The sequence below is a fragment of the Kocuria sp. CCUG 69068 genome (assembly GCF_020833785.1).
Taxonomy (GTDB): Bacteria; Actinomycetota; Actinomycetes; order Actinomycetales; family Micrococcaceae; genus Kocuria; species Kocuria rosea.
In genome coordinates this window covers 20495-43836 of the sequence record NZ_PDDL01000023.1, presented here as the reverse complement: position 1 = coordinate 43836, position 23342 = coordinate 20495, and the positions used below count along the sequence as shown (strand labels likewise).

General features: G+C 72.8%; 19 protein-coding genes and 1 riboswitch. Of the genes, 10 read left to right on the top strand and 9 right to left on the bottom strand.

Annotated elements, in window-relative coordinates; all coding sequences use genetic code 11:
* Positions 1-150 precede the first annotated feature (150 nt).
* The 4 genes from CRM73_RS06835 to CRM73_RS06820 all read right to left on the bottom strand — a co-directional run bounded on the left by CRM73_RS06835 (position 151) and on the right by CRM73_RS06820 (position 6069).
* A complete protein-coding gene (locus CRM73_RS06835) occupies positions 151-1815 on the bottom strand; it encodes a thiamine pyrophosphate-binding protein (RefSeq protein ID WP_126350410.1) in 1665 nt (554 codons plus the stop codon).
* Between the two features lie 137 nt (positions 1816-1952).
* The gene (locus CRM73_RS06830) at positions 1953-3362 is read right to left on the bottom strand and encodes an MFS transporter (RefSeq protein WP_035927938.1); all 1410 of its coding nucleotides are present in this window, start codon (positions 3360-3362) and stop codon (positions 1953-1955) included.
* Between the two features lie 246 nt (positions 3363-3608).
* The gene (locus CRM73_RS06825; RefSeq protein ID WP_052132989.1) at positions 3609-4826 is read right to left on the bottom strand and encodes a cobalamin-independent methionine synthase II family protein; all 1218 of its coding nucleotides are present in this window, start codon (positions 4824-4826) and stop codon (positions 3609-3611) included.
* 40 nt (positions 4827-4866) lie between these two features.
* Positions 4867-6069, bottom strand: a complete 1203-nt coding sequence (locus CRM73_RS06820; protein WP_229587230.1) for a cobalamin-independent methionine synthase II family protein — start codon at positions 6067-6069, stop codon at positions 4867-4869.
* A 13-nt stretch (positions 6070-6082) separates the two neighbouring features.
* A riboswitch (SAM riboswitch) is annotated at positions 6083-6186 on the bottom strand.
* Between the two features lie 192 nt (positions 6187-6378).
* On the opposite strand from CRM73_RS06820, the gene CRM73_RS06815 reads away from it, so the two are divergent.
* Positions 6379-7143 carry a 3-hydroxybutyrate dehydrogenase gene (locus CRM73_RS06815; protein ID WP_229587229.1) on the top strand — a complete coding sequence of 255 codons (765 nt, stop codon included), beginning with the start codon at positions 6379-6381 and terminating at the stop codon, positions 7141-7143.
* 16 nt (positions 7144-7159) lie between these two features.
* Here the strand turns inward: CRM73_RS06815 and CRM73_RS06810 are convergent, their stop codons facing one another.
* On the bottom strand, positions 7160-7939 hold the full coding sequence (locus tag CRM73_RS06810) for an IclR family transcriptional regulator (protein WP_229587228.1): 780 nt from the start codon (positions 7937-7939) through the stop codon (positions 7160-7162).
* A gap of 142 nt (positions 7940-8081) precedes the next feature.
* On the opposite strand from CRM73_RS06810, the gene CRM73_RS06805 reads away from it, so the two are divergent.
* The 3 genes from CRM73_RS06805 to CRM73_RS06795 are packed head-to-tail and all read left to right on the top strand — an operon-like array spanning position 8082 to position 10704.
* Positions 8082-8819 carry a CoA transferase subunit A gene (locus CRM73_RS06805; protein ID WP_017833113.1) on the top strand — a complete coding sequence of 246 codons (738 nt, stop codon included), beginning with the start codon at positions 8082-8084 and terminating at the stop codon, positions 8817-8819.
* Positions 8816-9517 (top strand): CoA transferase subunit B, encoded by a 702-nt coding sequence (locus tag CRM73_RS06800; RefSeq protein WP_115163072.1) that lies wholly within the window; start codon positions 8816-8818, stop codon positions 9515-9517. Before CRM73_RS06805 ends, CRM73_RS06800 begins: the two co-directional genes overlap by 4 nt.
* Positions 9514-10704 (top strand): acetyl-CoA C-acetyltransferase, encoded by a 1191-nt coding sequence (locus CRM73_RS06795; protein ID WP_229587227.1) that lies wholly within the window; start codon positions 9514-9516, stop codon positions 10702-10704. The genes CRM73_RS06800 and CRM73_RS06795 overlap by 4 nt, the downstream gene beginning before the upstream one ends.
* 73 nt (positions 10705-10777) lie before the next feature.
* Here the strand turns inward: CRM73_RS06795 and CRM73_RS06790 are convergent, their stop codons facing one another.
* Complete coding sequence (locus CRM73_RS06790) at positions 10778-11695, bottom strand: type IV toxin-antitoxin system AbiEi family antitoxin domain-containing protein (RefSeq protein ID WP_229587226.1); 918 nt, start codon at positions 11693-11695, stop codon at positions 10778-10780.
* Between the two features lie 247 nt (positions 11696-11942).
* On the bottom strand, positions 11943-12542 hold the full coding sequence (locus CRM73_RS06785) for a MarR family winged helix-turn-helix transcriptional regulator (protein WP_017833116.1): 600 nt from the start codon (positions 12540-12542) through the stop codon (positions 11943-11945).
* Positions 12543-12639: 97 nt separating this feature from the next.
* Between CRM73_RS06785 and CRM73_RS06780 the strand changes: the two genes are divergently transcribed.
* The 4 genes from CRM73_RS06780 (at position 12640) to CRM73_RS06765 (ending at position 17525) form a co-directional block, all read left to right on the top strand.
* The gene (locus CRM73_RS06780) at positions 12640-13866 is read left to right on the top strand and encodes a homogentisate 1,2-dioxygenase (protein WP_035927917.1); all 1227 of its coding nucleotides are present in this window, start codon (positions 12640-12642) and stop codon (positions 13864-13866) included.
* The gene (locus CRM73_RS06775) at positions 13863-14735 is read left to right on the top strand and encodes a hypothetical protein (protein WP_229587225.1); all 873 of its coding nucleotides are present in this window, start codon (positions 13863-13865) and stop codon (positions 14733-14735) included. The genes CRM73_RS06780 and CRM73_RS06775 overlap by 4 nt, the downstream gene beginning before the upstream one ends.
* A gap of 85 nt (positions 14736-14820) precedes the next feature.
* On the top strand, positions 14821-16041 hold the full coding sequence (gene fahA / locus CRM73_RS06770) for a fumarylacetoacetase (RefSeq protein ID WP_229587224.1): 1221 nt from the start codon (positions 14821-14823) through the stop codon (positions 16039-16041).
* 116 nt (positions 16042-16157) lie between these two features.
* Positions 16158-17525 carry a TIGR00366 family protein gene (locus CRM73_RS06765; protein WP_229587223.1) on the top strand — a complete coding sequence of 456 codons (1368 nt, stop codon included), beginning with the start codon at positions 16158-16160 and terminating at the stop codon, positions 17523-17525.
* A gap of 69 nt (positions 17526-17594) precedes the next feature.
* Here the strand turns inward: CRM73_RS06765 and CRM73_RS06760 are convergent, their stop codons facing one another.
* On the bottom strand, positions 17595-17888 hold the full coding sequence (locus tag CRM73_RS06760) for a hypothetical protein (RefSeq protein ID WP_052132987.1): 294 nt from the start codon (positions 17886-17888) through the stop codon (positions 17595-17597).
* A 226-nt stretch (positions 17889-18114) separates the two neighbouring features.
* Entirely contained in the window at positions 18115-19641 is a 1527-nt protein-coding gene (locus CRM73_RS06755; RefSeq protein WP_229587222.1) for a gluconokinase, read from the bottom strand.
* A gap of 217 nt (positions 19642-19858) precedes the next feature.
* On the opposite strand from CRM73_RS06755, the gene ilvD reads away from it, so the two are divergent.
* Together ilvD and CRM73_RS06745 are read left to right on the top strand one after the other, a co-directional pair.
* On the top strand, positions 19859-21691 hold the full coding sequence (gene ilvD, locus CRM73_RS06750; protein WP_229587220.1) for a dihydroxy-acid dehydratase: 1833 nt from the start codon (positions 19859-19861) through the stop codon (positions 21689-21691).
* Positions 21692-21848: 157 nt separating this feature from the next.
* Positions 21849-23333: a sodium:alanine symporter family protein gene (locus CRM73_RS06745; RefSeq protein ID WP_017833124.1), complete on the top strand. Its 1485-nt coding sequence runs from the start codon at positions 21849-21851 to the stop codon at positions 23331-23333.
* Positions 23334-23342 lie beyond the last annotated feature (9 nt).

Sequence of the window (23342 nt, the reverse complement as noted above, 5' to 3'; positions counted from 1 at the left end):
ACGCCCGCCGAGCTGGCCGAGTGGCCGCGCCGGTGCGCGGACTTCGTCCGGGCGGTGGAGGCGGACCGGGGGGCCGGTTCGCCCGGCTGATCCGCGAAGGTCCGCAGGGGTCCGCCGGGGCCTCGCCGGGGCCTCGCCGGGGCCGGCGGGTCAGAGCCGGCGGCCGGCGGTGAGGGAGGCGGACATGAACTCGGCGACGACCTGCTGGGAGATGGCCACGTCGAGGACGAAGACGCCCTCGTCGTGGGTGGCCAGCCAGTCGGTGAGCGCGGTGAGGTCGGCCAGGGTGTGCGCCTTGGCCCCGGCCGCGCCCATCGCCCGGCCCACGGCGGCGAAGTCGACCTCGTCGATGAGCATCGCGGTGGGGTCCAGGCCCTTGGACGCGTACTGGTGCAGCTCGGCGCCGTAGGCGGAGTCGTTGAGCACCACGATCACCCCGCGCTTCGTGGCGCGCAGGAACGTCTCGAGGTCGGCCAGGCCCATCAGCCCGCCGCCGTCGCCGGTGACGAACACGGTGGTGCGGTCGGGGCGGGCCACCGAGACCCCGGAGGCGGAGCCGAAGCCGAGGCCGATGGACTGGAAGGCGGTGCCGACCAGGACCATGGCCTGCGGGTCCGGCACGGTCAGGTACATCGGGGCCCAGCCGATGAAGTGGCCGCCGTCCATCACCACGGAGCGCTCGGCGGGGAGGACGTGCTCGAGGGCGGCGACGACGGCGCGGGGGTTGAGCCGGCCGTCCGGGCCGAACTCGGCCGGGTCCTCGACCGGGGCGGAGCCGCGGAAGGCGTCGGTGGCGACCTCCGGGGCGGCCGCCCGCCAGGTGTTCTCCGGGGCGGCGGCGGAGATCCGGCCGGTGAGTCCCTGGAGGAACGGTCCCAGGTCCGCGCGCACGTAGTCGGTGACCGGGGGCGTGCGGTCCTCGGGCTCGTTGTCGATGCGGATCACCCGGGTGCCCTCGGCGAAGAGCGTGCCGTAGCGCAGCTGGAAGGCGTTCAGCGATGCCCCGGCGACCAGCACGACGTCGGCCTGCCGGGCGAGCTCCAGACGGTGGGCGCGGGTGAAGCCCCCGGCGATGCCCAGGTCCCACGGGGAGCCGAAGACCCCGGTGGCCATGGCGGAGGTCATGAACAGCGCCCCGAGCCGGTCCCCGATCTCGGTGAGCGGGGTGGTGGCCCCGGCCAGGAGCACTCCGCGCCCGGCGAGGATCAGGGGCCTGCTCGCGGCGCGCAGCAGCCCGGCGATGCGGTCGAGGTCCTCGGTGGAGGCGGTGAAGGTGGGCTTGACCGGCAGCGGCTCCAGGACGGTCTGCTCGGTGAGGGGGGCGGTGGCGTGGTCGTAGGGGAGGGCCAGCACCACCGGCTGCACGGTCTGGGCGGCGAGGTCGAAGGCCCGGTGGGTGATCGCGGTCGCGTTGTCCGGGGCCGCGACCAGGGTGGTGACCCCGGCGGCGGCGGCCGCGGTGGTCTGGTCGACGTCGAAGGCCCGCCGCCCGGTGGTCGGGGCGTCGCCGACGACCAGGACCAGGGGGATCCGGGCCAGCCGCGCCTCGGCCAGGGCGGTGTAGGTGTTGGTGAACCCGGCACCGTAGGTGGTCGTGGCGGCCCCGGTCCGCCCGGTGGCCCGGTGGTAGGCGTCGGCCATGGCAACGGTGGCGGACTCGTGCCGGGCGGAGGTGAAGCCGAAGCCGCGGGAGGTCAGCGAGCTGATCAGGTGCGCGTTGCCGTTGCCCATCAGGCCGAACAGGTGGTCGGTGCGCTCGGCGAGCACGTCGGCCACGGCCGTCGAGACCGTGGGGAGCAGGAGGCCGGTGGTCATGGAGGAGTCCTTTCGGCGGGGCTCCGGTGGGAGCCCGGGGTGGGAGCGGGGTGTGCTCGGGGTGCCCGCACGAGCGGAGCCGCCCGCCGGCACCCGTGGGTGCCGGCGGGCGGCTCGGTCCTCGGCCGGGGCGGCGCTCAGTCGCGCTGCTTCTCGGCGGCCTGGGCGGCCGCGAGGATCTCGGCGGCCTCGGGGTGCTCGGCGACGTAGTCCTCGTGCACCTCCTCGACGTGCAGGTCGATCTCCTGGATGTCCTTCGGCACCATCGAGACGGCGATGAAGGAGACGATCGCGATGCCGGCGATGTAGACGCCGATCGTCCAGGACATCCCGGTCTCGTTGAGCAGCAGCTGCGCGATCATCGGGGCGAACGCGCCGCCGATGATGGAGCCGAACGCGTAGCCGATCGAGACGCCCGAGTAGCGCACGCGGGCCGGGAACATCTCGGCGTAGAGCGCCGACTGCGGGCCGTAGGACGGGCCGAGTCCCACGGTGAGGATCACGATCGCCAGGGCGAACAGCGGCAGGGACGCGGTGTCCAGCAGGAACCACATCGGCACGGCCCACAGGATGATGATGGCGTAGCCGATCTGGAAGGTGCGCACGCGCCCGATCCGGTCCGAGATCCAGCCGCCGAACATCGTGAAGACGAGCCAGCCCACGCCGCCGATCAGGGAGGCGATGAGGGTCTGCGAGCGCGGCATGCCCAGCACGTTGGAGCCGTAGGAGGCGAAGAACGCGATCACCAGGTAGCCGGCGGCGTTGTTGGCGGCGAAGATCAGGGCCGCGAGGGTGACCGGCTTCTTGTGGTGCTTGAACAGCTGGCCCAGGGGAGCGGAGGACTCCTTCTTGCGCAGCTGCATCTCCTTGAAGACCGGGGACTCGTCGACGGTCTTGCGGATCAGGTAGCCGACCACGATCAGCACCACGGAGGACAGGAACGGGATGCGCCAGCCCCAGGCCTGGAAGTCCTCGGGGGACATCATCGAGGTGAGGGCGAACATGAAGGACGTGGCGAGCAGCATGCCCAGCGGCACGCCGATCTGCGGGTAGGCGCCGAAGAGCCCGCGCTTGTTCCGCGGGGCGTGCTCCACGGACATCAGGGCCGCGCCGCCCCACTCGCCGCCGGCCGAGAAGCCCTGCATGATGCGCAGGAGCACCAGGAAGATCGGGGCCCAGATGCCGATCGTCGCGTAGGTGGGGAGCATGCCGATCAGCATCGTCGCGGCACCCATGCCCACCAGGGTGAGGACCAGGACGATCTTGCGGCCGTACTTGTCGCCGAGGTGGCCGGCGACCACCGCGCCCAGCGGGCGGAAGAGGAAGCTGATGCCCAGGGAGGCCCACGCGACCACCTGGGCGAGGCCGGCGTTCTCCTCGGACAGCGGCGCGAAGTACAGCGGCGCCAGGACGAAGGCCGCGGCCTGGGCGTAGATGAAGAAGTCGTACCACTCGATGGTGGTGCCCACGAGGGTGCCGGCGAGGACCTTGCGCTCCTCGCGCGACATCTCGTGCCGCCCGGCCGGGGCGGAGGATGGGTGCGCCATGGGATCTCCAGGGAATCGGGGACGGCGACGTCCGCGGCGGAACCGAACGCATCATGACCGAACGTTCGGTATTGCATTGCGATACTACGGGCGGAAGTGACGCCTGTCACCCTCCGTGCGGAATAATCAAACCATGTATCACTAATGTGACACAGACCACCGGGGATGGAAACCGCCGGGCCCGGCCCTCGCAGGAGGACCGGGCCCGGCGGCGCGGCAGGGGCGTCGGGGACGCCGGGATGCGGCTCAGCGGTAGAGCCGCTCCGTGGCCAGGCGCGCTCCCTCGACGAGGGACTCGAGCTTGGCCCAGGCGATCTGCGGGTGCAGGCGCCCGCCCAGACCGCAGTCTGTCGACGCGACGACGTTCTCGCGGCCCACGACCGAGGCGAACTGCTCGATCCGGTCGGCCACCAGCTCCGGGTGCTCCACCACGTTCGTCGAGTGGGAGACCACGCCCGGGATGATCACGCGACCCTCGGGCAGCGCGTGGTCCTTCCAGACCTTCCACTCGTGGGCGTGCCGGGCGGAGGCGCCCTCGAAGGTGTAGCCGCCGGCGTTGATGGTCAGCATCAGGTCCACGAGGTGCTTCAGCTCGAGGTCCGTGGTGTGCGGGCCGTGCCAGGAGCCCCAGCACAGGTGGAAGCGGACCTGCTCCTCGGGGATCCCCCGCAGCGCGTGGTTGAGCGCCTCGACGCGCAGCCGCGTGAACGCCAGGTAGTCCTCGACCGTGGGCTCGGGGTTGATCTGGTCCCAGGACTCCGCGATGGACGGGTCGTCGATCTGCACGGTCAGCCCGGCGTCCGTGATCGCCAGGTACTCCTCGCGCATCGCGTCGGCGCACGCGTAGACGAGCTCCTCGTCGGTCCTGTAGTACTCGTTCGTCACGCGCGCGGCGGAGCCGGGGGAGAGGGCGGCCACGAACCCGGTCTGCGCCCCGGTGGCCGCCATGGCCGCCCGGAGGTTGCGGACGTCCGAGGCCACGGCCTCCTGTCCCGTGTAGGTCAGCGGCCCGGTGATCTTGGGCTGCGTGGTCGAGGAGCGCCCGGTGAGGATGCCCGACGCCGGGTCCTCGTACGCCTCCCGGAAGCGCTCGCGGTCCCGGCGGTCCGGGAAGCTCGTGAGCACGATGTGGCCGGGCGAGGAGCGCCTCTTCTCCGTGGACGCCCACCGGTCCTCGTCGGTCGGGGTGAGCCCGCCGAGGCGGGAGAAGGAGTAGTTCCACCACGCGCCGTAGTCGACCGCGCTGGACATCGTGTGCCCGTACTCGCCGTCGTTGACCACGTCCACGCCGATCTCGCGCTGCCGGCGCACCACGTCCTCGACGCCCACGGCGAGCTCGTCGGTGAGCTGCTCGAACGTGATGGCGCCCTCGGCGTGCCGCTGGTTGGCCTCGAGCAGCCGCGGGGTCCGCGGCAGGGAGCCCACGTGGGTGGTCTGCACGTGGTCGGTGTTCTGCATGGTCATGCGTGTCCTCCTGAGGGTCTGCGGGAAGGTCGGGGGCCGGTCAGGACCAGAGCCGGCGGGAGGCGAGCTCGGCCCCGCGGGCGAGGGTCTCGAGCTTCGCCGCGGCGATCTGCGGGTGGATCCGCCCGCCCAGGCCGCAGTCGGTCGAGGCGATCACGTTCTCGCGGCCCACCTGGCGGGCGAAGCGCTCGATCCGGTCGGCCACCAGCTCCGGGTGCTCCACCACGTTGGTGGCGTGGGAGACGATCCCCGGGATGATGATCTTGCCCTCGGGCAGCTCGTGGTCCTGCCAGACCTTCCACTCGTGCTCGTGCCGGGCGTTGGCGGCCTCGAAGCTGTAGCCGCCGGCCCTGATGGAGAGCATGAGCTCCACCAGGTGCTCGAACCCGAGGTCCGTGGTGTGCGGGCCGTGCCAGGAGCCCCAGCACAGGTGGAAGCGGACCTGCTCCTCCGGGATGCCCTCGAGGGCGTAGTTGAGGGCCTCGACCCGCTTGCGGGTGAACGCGAGGTAGTCCTCCACGCCGGGCTCGGGATTGACCTGGTCCCAGTTCTCCGCGATGGACGGGTCGTCGATCTGCACGATCAGCCCGGCGTCGGTGATCGCCCGGTACTCCTCGCGCATCACCTCGGCGCAGGCGGTCAGCACCTCGTCCTCGTCCGCGTAGTGGGTGTTCTCCAGCCGCGCGCACGAGCCCGGGGACAGCGCGGCGAGGTAGCCCTCGCTCGCGCCCGTGGCCTGCAGCCCGGCCTTGAGGTTGCGGATGTCCGCCTCCAGCGCCGCGTGGCCCGTGTACTCCAGCTTCCCGGTGATCTTCGGGAACGGCGCCTGCTTGCCCGTGGTGATGCCCGAGGAGGGGTCCGTGTACGCCTCGTGGAAGAGCCGGCGGTCCCGGCGGTCCCCGAAGCTCGTCAGGACCACCCTGCCGGGCGAGGAGCGCTGCGGCTCCTGCTCCCACAGGTCCACGTCGCCGGGGGTGAGGCCCGAGATCCGGGCGAAGACGTAGTGCCACCACGCGCCGTAGTCGACCTTCGCGGCCATGACGTGGCCGTACTCGCCGTCGTTGACCACGTCGATCCCGAGCTCGCGCTGTCGGCGGACCACGTCGACCACCGAGTCCTGCAGGAGCCGGTCGTACTCCGCCTCCGGGACGGCCCCCTTCGCCCGGTTGGCCTCGAGCAGCGCCGGGGTGCGCGGGAGGGACCCGGCGTGGGTCGTGCGGATGCGGTCGGCGCTTCGCAGCATGGGTCGTGCGTCCTTTCCATCGGTCCTGGCGGTAGCACCGGAGGCGGGACGGGGATGCCGTCGCCCGGGTTGCTGCGGCGTCGTCGAGCCAGATCTCTCGGCCGCTCTGGATGGTGACCCTGTCATCCAAGCGCACCCGTGCGCGCTGCGCCATTCGGCGCCCGGATGACGGACATGACGCCGTGTGACGCGACCCGGCGCGCACTCCCGGGAGGAGCTGTCCTTCGCGAACATGGCCTGGATCACATACCGTGGCGGTGATCCGTGCCCCTCACCCCGCGGGCACGACGGACCAGAGGAAGGACCCCCATGTCCCAGATGCCCCAGCAGCAGGACCTCGAGGGCCGCACGGCGCTCGTCACCGGTGGCGCGAGCGGCATCGGCCTGGCCGCCGCCCGGGCCCTCGCCGGCTCCGGCGCGCACGTGGTCGTGGCCGACGTCGACGAGGCCGGGGCGCAGCGCGTCGCGGACGAGCTCGGCGGCCGCGCGTGGGCCGTCGACCTGCTCGACACCGCGGCGCTCGCCGAGCTGAGCCTCGAGGTCGACGTGCTGGTCAACAACGCCGGCATCCAGAAGGTCGCCCCCCTCCAGGAGTTCGACCCCGCGGACTTCCACCGGATCCTGGTGCTGATGCTGGAGTCCCCGTTCCTGCTGGTGCGCGCCGCGCTGCCGCACATGTACGAGCGGGGCTGGGGGCGCGTCATCAACGTCTCCTCCGTGCACGGGCTGCGGGCGTCCCCCTACAAGAGCGCCTACGTCTCGGCGAAGCACGGCCTGGAGGGGCTGTCCAAGACCGTCGCGGTGGAGGGCGCGGCCCACGGGGTGACGAGCAACTGCATCAACCCCGGCTACGTGCGCACCCCGCTCGTCGAGAAGCAGATCGCCGACCAGGCGAGGGTGCACGGGATCCCCGAGTCCGAGGTGGTGGAGCGGATCATGCTCGGCGAGACGCCGATCAAGAAGCTCGTGGACCCGGAGGACGTCGGCAGCCTGGTCGCGTGGCTGGCCGGACCGCACGCGTCCATGGTCACCGGGGCCTCCTACACGATGGACGGCGGCTGGACGGCGCGCTGAGCCCGCCCCGGGCCGCTCAGCGGTGACCCAGCTCCCGGGAGAGCCGGTGGGCCTCCGTGAGCAGGGCCCGGCCCAGCAGCTGCCGGCGCTCGCCGCTGAACCGGGGCTCGATGCCCGTGAGGCTCAGCGCGTAGACCGGCGCGCCCGTCGCGTCGAAGACCGCGGCGGCCATGCCCCAGCTGCCCTCGACGATCAGCCCCGGGTTCACGGCGAAGCCCTCCCGCCGGACGTCCGCGAGCAGCTCCCGGATCCGCTCGGGCGTGTGCAGCGGGCCCCACTCGGCGCGGGCCCCGGCCGTGGCCGCGAGGACCCGGTCCACCTCCGCGTCCGGGAGGTGGGCCAGGACCGCCAGCCCCGCCGAGGCCACGCCGAGCGGCAGCCGCAGCCCCTCGTAGAGGACGTGGGAGCGGATGGGGAAGGCGCCCTCCACGCGCGCCAGGCAGACGGTCTCCAGCCCGCGGCGGACCGAGAGGAACGCACTCTCGCCGGTGGCCTCCGCGAGCCGGCGCAGCGAGGGCCCGGCCAGCTCCCGGATCGGATAGCGGTGGGCCGCCACCGCGCCCAGCACGTACAGCTCGGGGCCCAGCTGCCAGGCCCCGGTCCCGGCGTCGCGGTCCACGAAGCCCTCCTCGGCCAGTCCCGTGAGCAGCCGGTGCACGGTGGGGCGAGTCAGCCCGGTCTCGGCGGCGAGCTCCGCCACCGTGCTGCCCCGTTCCCGCCCCGCCACGGCCCGCAGCAGCTGCCCCACCCGGTGGACCACCTGGGTCCCCTGGCCCGTCGTCCGCTCCTGTCCCATGACTCCACTATATGGACAGTCGGGGGACGAATGGCCGGATGCTGATGAGAAGCGCCGTCGTGCCGCCGGATCTGTTGACCGGCATGTGGAGGCTCCCTAGATTGAGTGCTGGGTCACAGTCCGACGAGAGGAAGGGACAAGGGTGTCCAAGGTCAGAGACAACGCCGCCGAGCTGCTGGCGGAGAGCCTGCGGGACGGCATGACGCTCGCCGTGGGCGGGTTCGGGCTGAGCGGGATCCCCCGGGATCTCATCGACGCGGTGCGGGACTCCGGGGTCACGGACCTCACGGTGGTCTCCAACAACATGGGCGTGGACGGCAAGGGCCTCGGGGTCCTGCTCGAGAACCGCCAGGTGAAGAAGGTCCTCGCCTCCTACGTGGGCGAGAACAAGCTGTTCGCCCAGCAGTACCTGGACGGCGAGCTCGAGGTCGAGTTCAACCCCCAGGGCACCCTCGCCGAGCGGCTCCGGGCCGGCGGCGCGGGCATCCCCGCCTTCTACACGAAGACCGGGGTCGGCACCCTCGTGGCCGAGGGCAAGCCGCACGCCGAGTTCGACGGCGAGACCTACGTGCAGGAGCGCGGCATCGTCGCCGACATCGCCCTGGTCCACGCCCACACCGGGGACGCCGACGGCAACCTCGTCTACCGCTACACCGCGCGCAACTTCAACCCGATCGTCGCGACCGCCGGGAAGGTCACCTTCGCCGAGGTCGAGCACGTCGTGGCGGTCGGCGAGATCCACCCCGACCACATCGTGACCCCGGGCGTCTACGTCCAGCACGTCGCGCAGTACAGCGGCGCGCCCAAGGACATCGAGCAGCGCACCGTCCGCCCCCGCCCCGCCGGGCGGGCCGCCCAGCAGAACGGAGACCAGGCATGAGCTGGACCCGCGACGAGATGGCGGCGATCGCCGCCGTCGAGCTCTCCGACGGCGACTACGTCAACCTCGGCATCGGCATCCCCACCCTCGTGGCCAACAACCTGCCCGAGGGCGTCGACGTGGTGCTGCAGTCCGAGAACGGCGTGCTCGGCATGGGCCCGTTCCCCTACGAGGGCGACGAGGACCCGGACCTCATCAACGCCGGCAAGCAGACCATCACACTGCTGCCCGGGGCCTCCATCTTCGACTCCGCCACGTCCTTCGGGATGATCCGCGGCGGCCACGTCAAGATCGCGATCCTCGGCGCCATGCAGGTCTCCGGCACCGGTGACCTCGCCAACTGGATGATCCCCGGCAAGATGGTCAAGGGGATGGGCGGCGCCATGGACCTGGTGGCCGGCACCCCGCGCGTCGTCGTGCTGACCGAGCACGTCACCAAGGACGGCTCCGCCAAGATCAAGACCGAGTGCGATCTCCCGCTCACCGGGGTGCGCGTGGTCGACCGCATCGTCACTGACCTGTGCGTGTTCGACGTCGAGGACGGCGGGCTCGTGCTGCGCAGCCTCGCCCCCGGGGTCACCGAGGACGAGATCCGCGAGAAGACCGAGGCGTCCTTCCGCACGGACCTGCAGGACGTCACCCCCGACACCGTCCCCACCGAGACCGCCGCCGCCGGCGGCGCTGAGGAGAACCGATGAGCACCGCCACCGACGTCGTCGTCCTGTCCGGCGCCCGCACGCCCCAGGGCAAGATCCTGGGCCACCTGGCGTCCTTCACCGCGGCCGAGCTGGGCGCCCACGCCATCCGGGCCGCGCTCGAGCGCGGCGGGATCGCCCCCGAGCAGGTGGACTACGTGCTCATGGGCCACGTCCTGCAGGCCGGCGCCGGGCAGAACCCGGCCCGCCAGGCGGCCGTCACCGCGGGCATCCCGCTGAGCGTGCCCGCCGAGACCGTCAACAAGGTCTGCCTCTCCGGGCTCGTGGCCATCACCAACGCCGCCCGGATGATCCGCGCGGGCGAGGCCGAGATCGTCGTGGCCGGCGGCCAGGAGTCCATGACCAACGCCCCGCACCTCGCGATGGGCGTGCGGCAGGGCAAGAGCTACGGCGACCTCAAGCTCGAGGACGCGGTGGCCAAGGACGGGCTCGTCGACGTCGCCGCGTGCGTGTCCATGGGCTCGCTCACCGAGTCCGGCAACAGCGAGCGCTCGATCTCCCGCGAGGAGCAGGACCAGGTCGCCGCCCTGAGCCACCAGCGCGCGGCCCGCGCCGCGGAGGAGGGCGTCTTCCGCGACGAGATCGCCCCCGTGTCCGTCCCGCAGCGCAAGGGCGACCCGCTCGTCGTCGACACCGACCAGGGCGTGCGCCCCGACTCCAGCGCGGAGTCCATGGCGAGGCTGCGCCCCGCGTTCGCGAAGGACGGCACGATCACCGCCGGCAACTCCTCGCCGCTCTCGGACGGCGCGGCCGCCGTGGTCCTGACCAGCCGGGAGTACGCCGAGCGCCACGGCCTCGAGTACCTGGCCGTGGTCGGTGCCCCGGGCCAGGTGGCCGGCCCCGACACCTCGCTGCACTCCCAGCCGTCCCGGGCGATCGAGGCCGCGCTCGAGCGGGCCGGCTGGTCCGTGCAGGACCTGGACTTCATCGAGATCAACGAGGCGTTCGCGTCCGTGCTGATCCAGTCCCTGCGCGACCTCGACTACTCGGTGGAGAAGGCCAACATCCACGGCGGCGCTGTGGCCGTCGGGCACCCGATCGGCGCCTCCGGGGCCCGGTTGGCGCTGCACGCGGTGTTCGAGCTCTCTCGCCGGGGCTCCGGCCGGGCCGCGGTCTCGCTGTGCGGCGGCGGCGGCCAGGGCGAGGCGCTGCTGCTCTACCGCGACTGACCCCCGCCCCCTCCGCTGACCCGCGGGGGCCCGGGTGACCACGAAAAATCGTGGTCACCCGGGCCCCCGCGGGTCATTCGATGATCCTGCGGTCACGCGCGGCGAGCTCCCTACGCACGAGAGCCACCAGGTCGTCCGGCCGGTGCACCACGGTGGCCCAGTCCGTCCGCAGGATCCGCCACCCGGCGTTGGCGAGGTCCTTCTCCCGCCGCCGCTCCTGCACGAGGACCCGGTCGGTGGGGCCGTGGTCGTAGTACTTGGTGTCGCCGTCGAACTCCAGGAGCAGGCGCTGCGCCCGCCACCCGAAGTCCCCGCGATACAGGCCGCGCGGCGTCCGGATGCGCACCTGCAGCTCCGGCCGGGGGAGTCGCGCGCGAAGCAGCACCAGCCGGGTCAGCGTCTCGCCGGGCGACTCGGAGCGACCGTCGGCGAGGTCGAGCACCCGCCGGGCCCGGCGGCACCCCGGCGCGCCGGCCCGACGCTCGAGCAGGGCGAGCAGCTCCGCGCGCTCGGTGCCCCGGCGGAGGGCGTGGTCGGCGGTCACCACCGCCTCGCGGAGGGGCAGGGTGGACGCGCAGTCCAGCACGGTGCGGGGCACGGACGTGGCCAGCAGCCCGCCCACTCGGACGACGTGCTCCGGCGGCAGCTCGGCCCAGTGGCGGACGCAGGTCCGGTTGTTCCGGGAACCGCGGCCGGGCGGAGAGACGACGTGCGGTGCCGCCGGTCGGTGCAGCAGGTCCAGGCCGTGGAGCAGGGCCGCCGAGGAGTGCCCGAACACCGGGGCACTGGCGGCGCGCAGGGCCAGGGCGGCGTGCATCTGCCGCAGCCGTCCCTCCGCTCCCAGGTCCCGCCACCAGGACGGTGTCGCGTACACCCCCTGCCTGATCCGGAGGAGGTCGCCCCGGCGGACGGCCCGGGTGACGGTGGACGGCGAGAGGCCGAGGTCCTGCAGCGCTTCAAGGGTCAGGAGCCGGCCGGGCAGCGTGGTCATGGGGGTCAGGCTCACCGCGGCGGGGCCCGCCCGTCCGAGGTCCGGCCCGGCACGGGGACGGTGCCCGGGAGGGGGATGTGTGAGCGTCCGGCGTGCAGTGCGGACGGAGCTCGACGCGCCTGACCCCGGAATGACCCGATGACCCGCTGGGGCCCGCGTGACCACGGAAAATCGTGGTCACCCGGGCCCCAGCGGGTCATCCGGCGAGGGGGTGATCTGCGGTCCCGGCGGTGCTCCGCCCGCGGGGCTACTTGCGGGCGCGGGCGCCGATCCGCTCGCGCTGCTCCATGAGCTTCTCCAGCAGCGTCACGAGCGTGTGCTGCTCCTCCTCGGTGAGGGCCTCGGCCCACTGGCTCTCCCGGTCGTTCTGCGCCCGGAACGCCGTGCGGATCTTCTCCTGCCCGGCCTCGGTGAGGTGCAGGGTCACGGACCGGCCGTCGGCGGCAGAGGCCTCGCGCCGGAGCAGGTCCTTGCCGACCAGCGTGCCCGTCAGGTTGGAGACCGCCGCGCGGCTCATCCCCGTGAGGCGGGCGGCCTCGTGGGGGTTGAGGGGACCGGCCACCCAGAGGGCCAGGAGCAGCCGGAAGCTCGACCAGGTCCCGCCGGCGGGGCGGTGGATCGACGACTCGAAGTCGTAGACCGCGGTGGACGAGGACCGGTTGAGCGAGAGGAACACCCGGTTGGCCGCGAGGTCGGCGTCGGGAAACTCCTCGGAGATCCGGCGCTGGGCGGCCTGGACGAAGGACCAGTAGTCGGGCAGCGCGGCGGCGGAGGGCGTCGCGGTGGACGCCTCGGTGGACGCCCGGGTGGGCGTCGCGGGGGGCTCGGTGCGGTCGGCGAGGGGCATGGCGTCGATTCTAGGGGAGGGGTTGCCCCATATAATACAACGCTTTACTATCTGGGGGAGAGCTGGATCACAGACCGCCACACGCAAGGAGACGGCCATGGCCTACTACCGGCAGCTGGGCCCGGTGCCCCGGCAGCGTCACACCCTGTTCAAGGACGACGAGGGCAGGATCCTCTACGAGGAGCTCATGGGCGAGGAGGGCTTCTCCTCCGACTCGTCGCTGCTCTACCACCGGCACATCCCCTCGGCGATCGTCGGGACCCGCGGCTGGGAGCTGCCCGACCAGACCCTGACCCCCAACGACCCCCTGCTGCCGCGGCACCTGAAGCTGCACGAGCTGTTCACCGAGGAGCAGGCCGCCGGGACCGACGCGGTGACCGGCCGCCGGCTGGTGATGGGCAACGCGGACGTGCGGCTCTCCTACGCCTGGGTGGGGAAGACCTCCCCGCTGTACAAGAACGCCGTGGGCGACGAGTGCGTCTACGTGGAGCGCGGCTCCGCCCTGGTGGAGACCCAGTTCGGCCCGCTCGAGGCCGTCGAGGGCGACTACGTCATGATCCCGCGCGCCACGATCCACCGCTGGGTGCTGCGGGAGGGCGAGACGGCCCGGCTCTACTTCGTGGAGGCGAACTCCCACATCACCCCGCCGCACCGCTACCTCTCCAAGTACGGGCAGCTGCTCGAGCACGCCCCCTACTGCGAGCGCGACCTGCACGGTCCCACCGGCGTGCTCCTGCGGGACGAGACCGACGTGGACGTCTACGTCAAGCACCGCGGCCGCGGCCCCTCGGGCCTGGACGGGACGGTCCACGTCCTGCCGCAGCACCCCTTCGACGTGGTGGGCTGGGACGGGTGCCTCTACCCGTACACCTTCAACATCAAGGACTACATGCCGATCACCGGCAAGGTGCACCAGCCGCCGCCCGTGCACCAGGTCTTCGAGGGGCGCAACTTCGTGATCTGCAACTTCGTGCCGCGGAAGGTCGACTACCACGAGCTGGCCGTCCCGGTGCCCTACTACCACTCGAACGTGGACTCGGACGAGGTCATGTTCTACGTGGACGGGGACTACGAGGCGCGCAAGGGCTCGGGCATCGGCAGGGGCTCGATCTCCCTGCACCCGGGCGGGCACCCGCACGGCCCGCAGCCCGGGGCGATCGAGAAGTCCCTGGGCGTGGAGTACTTCGACGAGACCGCCGTCATGGTCGACACCTTCGCCCCGCTGGAGCTGGGCGAGGCAGGCCTGGCCGGCGACGACGGCAAGTACGTCACGTCCTGGACCCCCGGCCGGGAGTGGACCGGCGGGCTCTGGTCGAACTCGTGAGCGCCGCCCCGACCACGGAGACCGCCGAGCGGCGCGTCCCGGCCCAGTTCGTTGCGTTCTTCGACGACGCCGCGACCTTCCCGCCGGGACTCGCCCCGCTGGAGAAGGCGGTCACGGACCACGTGGCGCGGTGGGCGGACCCGCTCGTCGCCGCCGTGGGTCCGGCCGTGCTGAAGCTCGACGACCTGCCGGAGGCCCGGCGCATCGCCGCCGGCCTGGACCGCGGCGGCCGGGCGGTCGAGGTCTCCGTCGTGACGCCAACCGGGCAGCTGCAGGCCGCACTGGACGCCGTCGAGCAGACCGGGCCCGAGTTGCGGGTCGTCTCGGTCGAGCTCAGGACCGACCCGTCGGACACCGACGCCTGGCAGGCGCAGATCACCGAGGCGGCCCGGGTGCAGGACGTCCCGGTCTACGTGGAGCTGACCGCGGACCAGGTCCGCGGCGGGGCGCTGGAGCTGCTGGAGGGCACCGGGCTGCGCCTCAAGCACCGCACCGGCGGGATCGAGGCGCACCTGTTCCCCAGCCCCGAGCAGCTGGCCGCGGTGCTCACCGAGGCCGTGGCCGCCCGGATCCCGTTCAAGCTCACCGCCGGCCTGCACGAGGCCGTGCGGTACACGAACCCCGCCACGGGGTTCACCCACCACGGCTTCCTCAACATCGCGATGGCCACCGAGGCCGCCCGCGACCACGAGCCCGCCGAGCGGGTGGCCCGGCTGCTCACCGAGACCGACCCGGCACCGCTCGTCGAGCTCGCCCGGGCCTCCGACGGGTCCTGGCGCGGGTCCTTCACGTCCTTCGGGACGTGCAGCGTGGGCGAGCCCGCCGCGAGCCTCGAGCGCCTCGGCCTCTTCCCGCACGGCCTCACCTGACACGGCGCCCTCCCGCCCCGGGACCACCGGGGCGGGAGGGCGCCGCCGTCGCCACCGTCCCCCCACGTCCAAGGAGATCCACCCCGTGAGCACCGCCGCCGACCGTTTCGCCGCCGAGGGCTTCGGCCCCGAGAACCTGCCCTACGCCTCCTTCTCGCCCACCGGCGGGGACCCGCGCCTGGGGGTGCGCCTGGGGGACCGGGCGATCGACGTCGCCGCCCTGGCCGCCACGGTGGAGGGGCTCGACGACGCCGCGCGCACGGCGGTGTCGGCCCTGAACCTGGACGCGCTGCTCGCGGCCGGCCACGGGACCTGGACCGCGCTGCGGGCCTGGCTCGTCGAGGTCGTGACCGCCGACGGGCTCGCGGACACGGTGGAGCAGGCTTCCCATCCGGTGGACGGGATCGCCCTGCACATGCCGTTCACGGTGGCCGACTACGTCGACTACTACGCCTCCGAGCACCACGCCTCCAACGTGGGGAGGATGTTCCGTCCGGACCAGGCCCCGCTGCTGCCCAACTGGAAGCACCTGCCCGTGGGCTACCACGGCCGGGTCGGCACCGTGATCCCCTCCGGCAAGGACTTCCCCCGGCCCAAGGGCCTGCGCCCCGAGCAGGACGGGCCGCCCAGCTTCGGCCCCTCCCGCCGCCTGGACATCGAGGCGGAGCTCGGCTTCGTCCTCGGCGGGGCGGCCCCGGCCGGGGAGGTCTCCCTGGAGCAGGCGGCGGCAGAGCACCTCTTCGGGGTGGTGCTGTTCAACGACTGGTCCGCCCGCGACATCCAGGCCTACGAGTACGTCCCCCTGGGCCCCTACCTGGGCAAGTCCTTCGCGTCCTCGATCTCGCTGTGGGTCGTGCCCTGGCAGGCCCTGACCGCGGCCCGCGTGGCGCCCCCGGCGCGCGAGCACGAGCTCGTCCCCTACCTCGACGACGAGGGCAAGGAGCCGTGGGGACTGGACATCACCCTGGGCGTGAGCGTGGACGGCCGGACCGTCTCGCACCCCCCGGCGTCCACCCTGTACTGGACCGCACCCCAGATGGTCGCGCACATGAGCGTCAACGGCGCGTCCCTGCGCCCGGGGGACTTCTTCGGCTCCGGCACCGTCTCCGGCCCGGAGAAGGACCAGCGCGGGTCCTTCCTGGAGCTCTCCTGGGGCGGCAAGGAGCCGTTCGCCCTGCCCGGGGGCACCGAGATGACGTTCCTGGCCGACGGCCAGAGCGTGACCCTCACCGGCACCGCGCCCGGCCCCGGCGGCTCCGTCATCGACTTCGGCGAGTGCACCGCCACGATCCTGCCCGCCACCTGAATACTGGTCCCGTCCCCCGCCGGTGATCACGATCACCCCCGCCGACCCCGCCGCGCCGCGGCCGGCGGGGGAGGGCGTGGCCGCCCGCGCGCCCGCCGACAGCAGGAGTCCCCGCCATGAGCACCGGCACCCGTGAACCCGCGATCGCCCGGGCGATGCGGCCCGTCAACTCGGTCGTCGAGAAGTACATCCCGTCCGCGCTCAACTTCGCCATCCTGCTGAGCGTCGCCGTCGGGCTCATGGCCCTGCTGCTCACCGACGCCGGACCCGCCGACGTGCTGCGCGGCTGGGGCGAGGGGCTCGCCGGGCTGCTCGCGTTCATGACGCAGATGGCGCTGATCCTGCTGCTGGGCCACGCCCTCGCCAACACCCGTCCCGTGCGCCGGCTGCTCGGCGCCCTGGCGCAGGTGCCCCGGACGCCCCTCCAGGCGTACGTGTTCGTGTTCCTGGTGGCGGCGGTCGCCTCCCTCATCACGTGGGGGCTCGGCCTCGTCGTCGGCGCCCTGCTCGCCCGCGACGTCGCCGCCGCGGGGGACCGACGCGGCCTGGAGCTGAGCTTCCCGATGCTCGTGGCCTCCGGCTTCTCCGGGTTCGTGGTCTGGCACATGGGCTACTCCGGGTCCGGGCCGCTCACCGCGGCCACCCCCGGCTCCTTCATCGAGGAGCAGCTCGGACGCACCGTGCCCATCACCGAGACCACGTTCTCCGCCTGGAACCTCACCGCCGTCGTCGCCACCGTGGCCCTCGTCGCGCTGGCCCTGTGGCTCATCGCGCCCCGGGCCGTGGACCCCGCCCACCGGATGACCGCCGCCGCCCTCGCCGCCTCGGAGCAGACGGTCACCGAGGAGGAGGTCGTCACCCCCGCCGACCGGCTCGATGCCAGCCGGGTCCCCACCCTGGTCGTGGGACTGGCGCTCGCCGGCTACCTGGTGCTGCACTTCGCCGAGGGCGGGACGGTGACGCTCGACGTCGTGAACTGGATGTTCCTGGGCCTGATCTTCCTGCTCGCGCGCAACGCCTTCGAGGTCATGGCGCTGGTCAAGAACGCCGCCGCGAACGTGGGCGACATCCTCCTGCAGTTCCCGCTCTACGCCGGGATCATGGGGATGATGGCGGCGACCGGCCTGATCCAGGTGCTCTCCGACTCGGTCGTGGCCGTCGCCACGCCCCAGACGCTGGGGCTGCTCGCCTTCCTCTCGGCGGGGCTCGTGAACTTCTTCGTCCCCTCCGGCGGCGGGCAGGTGGCCGTGCAGGCCCCGATCCTGCTGGACGCCGGCGCCCGCCTCGACGTGGACCCGGCCGTGGTGATCATGGCGATCTCCTACGGCGACCAGTGGACCAACATGATCCAGCCGTTCTGGGCGCTGCCGCTGCTGGCCATCGCCGGGCTCAAGATCCGCGACATCCTGGGCTACACCACCGTGGTGCTCGTGGTCTCGGGCCTGGTGTTCGGGGCGACCCTGCTGCTCGTCGGCGCGGGCTGAGCGGGCCTCGGCCCGCGCCGCCGGCTCCGTGCCGCTGGATCCGTGCCGCGGCGGCCGGGGAGCGTGTGCTCAGGCGGTGCGCTCCGGGGCGCCGCGGCCGGTGCCGTGGCGCAGGAAGTCGGCGCTCGAGGGCACGCGCGGGTGGTACCGGCGGTCGAGGAGGGTGTTGGCCGCCCAGCTCAGCAGGTCCCGCTCGCGGACCGGCAGGTCCAGGCACTGGTGCAGGTACGCGCTGACCTCGAGCTCGTCGGCCGTCCCGCCCAGGTACAGGTAGCGGACCCAGAGCCGGCGGTGCCCGATCGACGCCCGCTCGAGCGCCTGGTGCAGTCCGACGGCCTGTTCCCGGCCCAGGGAGTCCTCCATCGTGGTTCCTTCCGTGCGGTGCGGGGTGCGGGGTGCGGGGTGCGGGGGTAGGGGGTGCGGAAGCAGGGTGCCCGAGCTCCGGAGGGAGCACGCACCCGCATCCACAGGCTCCACGGTAGGAAAGCGGCCGTGCCGGGACCACGGTATTAGCGGAGGTACACCATTGTGTCCGAGTGTGAGGGAACACCCGGCCGGCACCCAGGCGACGCCAAGCCGCCCGGCCGGGTCAGGAGCCGACGACCGCCCCGTAGAGCTCCTCGAAGCGGGCGCGCGCGGTGCGGTAGTGCTCCGCGCGTCCGGGCACCGGCCGGTGCTCCGGCCCGCAGGGCGGGGAGGCCCGCTCCACGTCCGGGGCGAGGCTCTCGAGGGCGAGCAGGGCGGTGCCGCGCAGGGTCGCCCGCTTGAACTCGGCCCGCGCCACCGGCTTGCCGAGGGCGTCGGCGAGCAGCTGCAGCAGCTCCGGCACGTCCTGCGACGCGCTGCCGGAGGCCACCACGCGGTCCACGCCGCCGGCGGCGTCCTCGAGCTGCTCGGCCACCCGGGCGTAGGAGACCGCGACGCCCTCGAGCACCCCGCGGGCCAGGTCGGCCCCGGTGCTGGAGGCCGAGACGCCGGCGAACACCGCCCGGGCGCCGCCGGCCCAGCCCGTCGAGCGCTCGCCCGTGAAGAACGGCAGGACCACGGGGGTGGATCCGGACACGTCCGCGGCGGCGACGTCCGCGAGCGTGGTTCCCTCCGGCAGGGCCACCGTGCGCTCGAGCCAGGCGAGCGCCCGGCCGACGTCGTTGAGGGCCCCGCCCAGCAGGCACCGTGCCCCGTCCACGCGGTAGCACCACAGCCCCGGCGGCACCCGCTCGGGGATCCGGTGCAGCAGCACGCGCGCGGCCCCCGAGGTGGCGGTGGAGACGACCATCGTCGAGGCGTCGGAGCCGCCCGTGCCGAGGTTCGCGCTCAGCCCGTCGGCCACCGGCGCGAACCACGCCGCGCCCTCGAGGACCGGCCAGCGCTCGGCCACGGACGCGGCGACGTCCGGGATCGGCTCGTGCGGGTCGGCGAGCGGGTTGAACTGCTCCGCGTCCAGCCCGCAGGCCAGGAGCAGGGGCTCGTCCCACCGGCCCGTGCGGCGGTCCAGCATCCCGGTCCACGCGGCCGTGGCGGTCCCGGCGCGCGCGGTGCCCAGCAGGCGCAGGTGCACGTACTCGCCCAGGGACATCCACCGCCGGGCCCGCCCCCACGCCTCCGGGTCCGTCTCCCGGAGCCACCGCAGCCGCGGGGCCAGGTACGAGGTGTGCAGGCGGGCGCCCGTGCGCTGCAGGGCGGCGGGCTCGTCGAGCTCGCCGCGCAGCCCGGCCAGCTGCTCGGCGCACCGGGAGTCGGCGTAGGTGAAGCACGTGGTGACCGCGGCGCCGTCGGTCCCGACGCCGACCAGTGAGGACGCGAAGGTGTCCAGGGCGACGCCCGCGACCCGGCCGGCCAGTGCGGGGTCGGCCAGGACGAGGTCGAGGACCGCCGCGAGCTCCTCCGTCACCTGGTCGGGGTCGATCACGGAGGTCCCGTCCGCCGCGGTGGTGAACTCGTGCTCGATCTTGTGCCGGTAGCCCCGCACGGGGGTCCCCGTGGCGTCGTGCAGACCGCCCCGGCTGCCCGTGGAGCCGACGTCCAGGGCCATCACCAGCGGGTCGAGGGCCTCGCGCAGGTCCACGCTGAACGCGGCGCCGTCGTCCGGCCGTGGGGGCGTCGGGTGGTGGCTCATGGTCGGCTCCTCCTGGGGGCTGCGCGGCTGGCCCCAGTGTAGGAGGCGGCGCGGCGCGACGGTCACATCGTGAGACGCGAGTCCGCCCACCAGGACGTTGCGGTCGAAAAGCGTATTCTGGACGGCGGACCGCCGGCGGCCGGCCCGGGTGCCCCACGGCCCGTGCGCCGCCCGCCCCGCCACCGGACATCCCCGACCGAGGAGACCCAGCTCCGCCATGCCCCACCTCCGCTCCCGCACCTCGACCCACGGCCGCAACATGGCCGGCGCCCGCGCCCTGTGGCGCGCCACCGGCATGGGCGACGACGACTTCGGGAAGCCGATCGTCGCGATCGCGAACTCCTACACGCAGTTCGTGCCGGGTCACGTGCACCTCAAGGACATGGGCGACCTCGTGGCCTCCGCGATCCGGGAGGCGGGGGGCGTGGCCAAGGAGTTCAACACCATCGCGGTCGACGACGGCATCGCGATGGGCCACGACGGGATGCTCTACTCCCTGCCCTCCCGCGACATCATCGCGGACTCCGTGGAGTACATGGTCAACGCCCACCGGGCCGACGCTTTGGTCTGCATCTCCAACTGCGACAAGATCACGCCGGGCATGCTGCTGGCCGCGCTGCGGCTGAACATCCCGGTGGTCTTCGTCTCCGGCGGGCCCATGGAGTCCGGCGAGGCCGTCGAGGGCGTCGTGGAGCACCGTCTGGACCTCGTGGACGCGATGTCCATGGCCGTCGACGAGTCCGTCACCGACGAGCAGCTGGGCCAGATCGAGCGCAACGCCTGCCCCACCTGCGGGTCCTGCTCGGGCATGTTCACCGCCAACTCCATGAACTGCCTCACCGAGGCCCTCGGCCTGTCCCTGCCCGGCAACGGCACCACGCTGGCCACCCAGGTGGCCCGCAAGGAGCTCTTCCTCGAGGCCGGCCGCCGGGTGGTGGACCTGTGCTGCCGGTACTACGAGCAGGACGACGAGGCCGTGCTCCCGCGCAACATCGCCACCAAGGCCGCGTTCGAGAACGCCATGGCCCTGGACATCGCCATGGGCGGGTCCACCAACACGATCCTGCACATCCTCGCCGCGGCCCAGGAGGGCGAGGTCGACTTCACCCTCCCGGACATCGACGCCCTGTCCCGCCGGGTGCCCTGCCTGTGCAAGGTCGCGCCGAACTCCACCCGGTTCCACATCGAGCACGTGCACCGCGCCGGCGGGATCCCCGCGCTCCTCGGCGAGCTGCGCCGCGCGGGCCTGCTCAACGAGGACGTGCACGCGGTGCACGCCCCGGACCTGGCCACCTGGCTGGACGAGTGGGACGTCCGCAGCGGCCGGTCCTCGGAGCGCGCCCGGGCGCTCTTCCACGCCGCGCCCGGCGGCGTGCGCACCACGCAGGCGTTCTCCACGGCCAACACGTTCGAGTCCCTCGACCTCGACGGCGAGGACGGCTGCATCCGCTCGGTGGAGCACGCCTACACGCGGGACGGCGGCCTGGCGATCCTCTACGGCAACATCGCCGAGGACGGGGCGGTCATCAAGACCGCCGGCATCGACGAGGAGCTGTTCCACTTCGTGGGGAGGGCCTTCGTGGTCGAGTCCCAGGACGAGGCCGTCTTCGAGATCCTGTCCAAGAACGTGGAGCCCGGCGACATCGTGGTCATCACCCACGAGGGCCCCAAGGGCGGTCCGGGCATGCAGGAGATGCTCTACCCGACCTCCTACCTCAAGGGCCTCGGCCTCGGCCGGGAGTGCGCGCTCATCACCGACGGCCGCTTCTCCGGCGGCACCTCCGGCCTCTCGATCGGGCACATCTCCCCGGAGGCCGCCGCCGGCGGCGCCGTGGGCCTCATCGAGACCGGCGACGAGATCGAGATCGACGTCGCCCGGCGCGTGCTGCGCGTGAACGTGGACGACGCGACGCTGGCCGCCCGGCGGCAGGCCAGGGGGCCGGCCCCGTGGTACCCCACGAAGCCGCGCGAGCGCCAGGTCTCCAAGGCCCTGCGCGCCTACGCCTCGATGGTCACCTCCGCGGACAAGGGCGCCGTGCGCGTGATCTGACCCGCTCCGGCCGTGATTCCGGCGCCCGCAGGACACCGAGACGCGGGTCACTTCCACTAGAGTTCCGTCGGGGCGCGCAACCGCTGCGCCCGGTCTTTCACGCGGGCCCCGCAGACCCCACGCCGGGGACCCGCGTCCGTCACAGTTCGGAGCTGCAATGGAACTCGTCACCGATCTCGTGGGCACCCTCGGCGGCTGGGTGTGGAACGTGGTCTTCGCCATCCTCATCGGGGTGGGCCTCTACCTGACCGTCCGCACCGGCGTGGTGCAGCTGCGGCTGGTCCCGGAGATGTTCCGGGTGCTCAACGACAAGCCTGGTCTGGCTGAGGACGGCCAGAAGGGCATCTCCGCGTTCCGTGCCTTCACCGTCTCCGCCGCGTCCCGGGTGGGCACCGGCAACATCGCCGGCGTCGCGATCGCCATCAGCCTGGGCGGGCCGGGCGCCGTGTTCTGGATGTGGGTGATCGCCGGCATCGGCGCGGCCAGCGCGTTCACGGAGTCCCTGCTGGGCCAGCTCTACAAGATCAAGGCGCCCACCGGCTACGTGGGCGGGCCCGCCTACTACATGGAGCGCGGCCTCGGCGCCCGCTGGATGGGGCTGCTCTTCGCGGTCGTCATCACCTTTACCTACGGGTTCGTGTTCAACTCCGTGCAGTCCAACTCGATCGTGGACGCGCTCGGCGGCTCCCTGGGCGTGGACATCGCGGCGGCGGAGGCCCTGTGGTTCCGGATCCTGGTCGGCGCCGTGCTCGTGGGGCTGACCGCCGCGATCATCTTCGGCGGCATCCGCCGGATCTCCGCGGTCTCCGAGATCGTCGTCCCGATCATGGCGGTGCTCTACCTCCTGCTGGGCCTGCTCGTGGTCTTCCTGAACCTCGGCGAGGTCCCCGCCGTGCTCGGCCAGATCCTCGAGGGGGCCTTCGGCATCCGCGAGTTCGTCACCGGCGGGCTGATCGGCGTCATCATCCAGGGCATGAAGCGCGGCCTGTTCTCCAACGAGGCCGGCATGGGGTCGGCCCCCAACGCCGGCGCCACCGCGTCCGTGTCCCACCCGGCGAAGCAGGGCTTCCTGCAGGCGCTCGGCGTGTACTTCGACACCTGGCTGATCTGCTCGATCACCGCGTTCATCGTGCTCCTCTCCAACCCCGAGTTCGGCGGCCGGGAGGGCGCGTCCCTGACCCAGTCCGCGCTGGCCCTGCAGCTGGGCAACTGGGCGGTGCACTTCCTGACCGTGGCGATCTTCCTGTTCGCGTTCACCTCCGTGATCGGCAACTACTACTACGGCGAGTCCAACGTCCGCTTCCTCACGGGCTCGCCCGCGGCGATGACCGCCTACCGCGTGCTCGTGCTGGTGTTCGTCTTCGGCGGCGCCGTGCTGGCCCTGGACCTCGTCTGGTCCCTGGCCGACCTGTTCATGGCGGTCATGGCCACCATCAACCTGGTGGCCCTGGTGCTGCTCGCCGGCGTGGCCGTCCGGGTGCTCCGGAACTACGAGGCCCAGCGCAAGCAGGGCCTCGAGCCGATCTTCCACAGCGGCGACGTCCCGGGCCTGTCCGGGCTCGGCGCGTGGGACGGCACCGACGTGGTGACCACCCGCGGCTACTGGGACGAGCTGGCGCAGAAGCCCACGAGGACCCGCTGACGGGCACGG